Consider the following 3,070-nt stretch of genomic DNA (forward strand, 5'->3'; position numbering starts at 1 on the left):
GAGGCACAAGATCTTGCCACTAAATGGCTTTGGTCTTATAATAACGAAAGACCAAATATGGCTATAAGCGGTATAACGCCAATACAAAAATTAGCTTTAGCAGCTTAACTCTCTACTCTCTACTGCGATTAAAAATGGGGGGATTACCGATGTAGCTGAATTTTTACTAGAAAAAGGAGCTTCAACAGAGTTACAAGATTTAGATGGATACACACCTCTTCAATTAGCTGCTCATGAAGGCTACACAGAAATGGTTAAATTACTAATAATATATGGAGCAAATTGTCAAGATAAAAACCTAATAGAATTAGTACCCGATGATAAACCTGAACTAAAAGCTTTTCTAAGCCTTACAATAGCATGTACAGATAATAATTCTGCTATTATTACTAAAGATAATGATACTACAAATTCCTGCACAGGTTCAAGAATATCTAGAATTGTTGAAATTGCTGAAGAGCCTGAAGATTTTAAATATGAACTACGCCGTAAATTCACTAACAAAACCGAAGAAATTGCTGAAGTTACTAAAATTTCCGATACTCCTATATTATCTGATGATTTAATTGAAGAAATGAAAGAGTTGGTACTTAAATTAACCGGCGAAATAAATGAACTTAGCACTGAGTAACTCTTTCTTACATATCTTAATTACAATAATTCAAAATAAAAAGCATAGAACTTTTAAAAAATATTGATTTATTAACTTTTATTATGTTTAATCTAGACTAATTATTAATATTTCTTAATAATTATTTTTAACATAATAAAGGTTAATTATGCCACAATTTGAATGTATAGCTACTTTACTTAGATCTCTAGGAAGTTATCAACCTAACTTTCCTTTACCTTATTTGTTTAATATTGGCGACAAACTATTTACTTCTATACCCTATCATGCATTTATGAAAGATAATACTACTAATACCCTTGTAGATTTTGAAGAATGTGAAGACAACACAAATTATAGAATTCACAATTGGGCAAGAATTTTAATGAGAAAGTGTCCGGAAGAAGCTAAACATACTATTAACTCTATAGTAAAAGACGGACGTAAAATAAGTTTTATATTTAATGACAGTTTTGAAATATTTTCAAACAATACGATTTCTATTTTCGGTGAGCTATACGATGTTATCGGAAATACAATAAAAGACTCTAATATACCGGCTTTTATAGGCTTTAATACTACCGAAGATTGTATCATTAATGCTAACTTTGAAGCTAATTTAAGAAACTTTACTTCATATGCCTTAGGACCGACAGTACATGCTGCCGGATTTATGATGAGCGATCGAGAAGAATCAAATATGCCGACCGGTGATTCTTCAATTGCCTCAACATTTTTATCATTTACTAAAGATGGAATAATAACTATTTGCGGGATAATTTTTGCTATATTAGCTATTTTAAAAATACAAGAATATTGTAAAAATAGCAAAAATACAGATCAATCAAATAGTAACTATCTGCAAATGAAAAAAATTACTGAAAAAGAAATGGAATATCAAGGTAAAACATATAAATATGATTTAGATCAAGATATTTGGACTCCTTATTTAGGAAGTGATGATGCTACTTATCATGCATAATTATAAATCTAGCATTCTTAGCTAAATCTATATATTATTGTGAGCGACTTGGTTATAAAACTGCATAATCACAAATCTTAGTTAACAACGCCCTAAATTTGAACTTCAAAAACTTAATTTATGTTTAAAATACCTATAGATAATATTATAGTCTTCATATATCTAATATCTATTTTAGCTATAGGTATATATTACAGAGCTAAACATAGTGGTTTCAAGAATTATGCAAATGTTGAAAGCAAAGCACGAAATAGTAAGATATTACTAATAGCTACAATATTTGCAAGTTCTGTCGGAGGTGCTACCACCTTCGGTATTATGGAAAAGGTTTTCTTAGGGCATGCATATTATGCTTATGCTCTTATACTTACAATACCGATAGATATACTAATTGCGATCTATATAGTACCTTTAATTGCCAAACATTACGGAGCCGAAAGTATCGGTGACATTATGAGTACATATTATGATAATATCGGTCGTTTTATCGGCGGTGTTAGCTCAGTCATTGTTTCAGTGGGGTTTTTGGCTGCACAAATAAGCGTCAGCGGCTATATTTTCCAATATATCTTAGAAATAAATTATGTGAACGGGGTAATTTTAAGTTATAGTATAGTACTTATATATACTACAATCGGCGGCTTGCAATCTATTGTTTTTACTAATTTACTACAATTTTTGGCGATGATAATTGCTATACCGACCATAACTTTTATCAGTTTAAATAAAATCGGTTTTGTAGATTTTATTAATCACTTCCCCACGGAAAATACAAATTTTGATCAAAGAAACTTACTTTCTTATACGATTGCAGCAGCTTTAAGCTTTAGCGTCATGAATCTATACCCTACATTTATCCAAAGAGCTTTAATTAACAAAAATCCCACGCAAACAACTAAAGCAATATATGCAAAATCCGCTATATATTTTTTCTTCTTGATTTGCATCATTTTAAACGGTTTAATTGCTTACAAGCTTTATCCAAACCAGCCGTCAAATTTAGTATTACCTTACTTAATCAACCAAATCATCCCGACTTTAATTCAAGGAATAGTAATGAGCGGCCTCTTAGCTGCCGTTATGTCTACTGCCGATTCTGATTTAAATGTTACTTCTATAGCTATCGTTAAAGATATAATCAATCCTATTTTTAAAGTTAAAAATCAGCAAAAATTATTATTAATTGCTCGAATTATTAACGTTATAATAGGAAGTTTTGCGATAATTGTAGCCTTAAAATTCAGTAATGTAATTGACTTAGTAGTGTTCTTTACCGGTTTTTGGGGACCGGTAATATTAGTACCGTTAATAACAACACTTTTCGGTATCAAAACCTCTAAAACCATAATGGTTTTATCATCACTTGGCGGCGCAGCTACTTTCTTAATATGGGAATATTATTCTTTATCATTGCAATACTTCAACCTTAGAGGAGTATTTGTAGGGACGATAGTGAGTCTTGTGATATTTATTTTAGG

3 protein-coding genes are annotated in these 3,070 nt (G+C 30.5%); all 3 read left to right on the forward strand.

Annotation, left to right across the window (positions count from 1 at the left end; translation table 11 throughout):
• Positions 1-142 precede the first annotated feature (142 nt).
• Positions 143-631: an ankyrin repeat domain-containing protein gene (locus AC1Z7D_RS06720; protein WP_482603070.1), complete on the forward strand. Its 489-nt coding sequence runs from the start codon at positions 143-145 to the stop codon at positions 629-631.
• Between the two features lie 148 nt (positions 632-779).
• On the forward strand, positions 780-1,592 hold the full coding sequence (locus AC1Z7D_RS06725) for a hypothetical protein (protein WP_482603066.1): 813 nt from the start codon (positions 780-782) through the stop codon (positions 1,590-1,592).
• Between the two features lie 120 nt (positions 1,593-1,712).
• Positions 1,713-3,070, forward strand: a 1,358-nt coding sequence (locus AC1Z7D_RS06730) for a sodium:solute symporter family protein (protein ID WP_482603068.1), incomplete at its 3' end; no start/stop codon positions are given.

The organism is Rickettsia sp. (genome assembly GCF_965035265.1).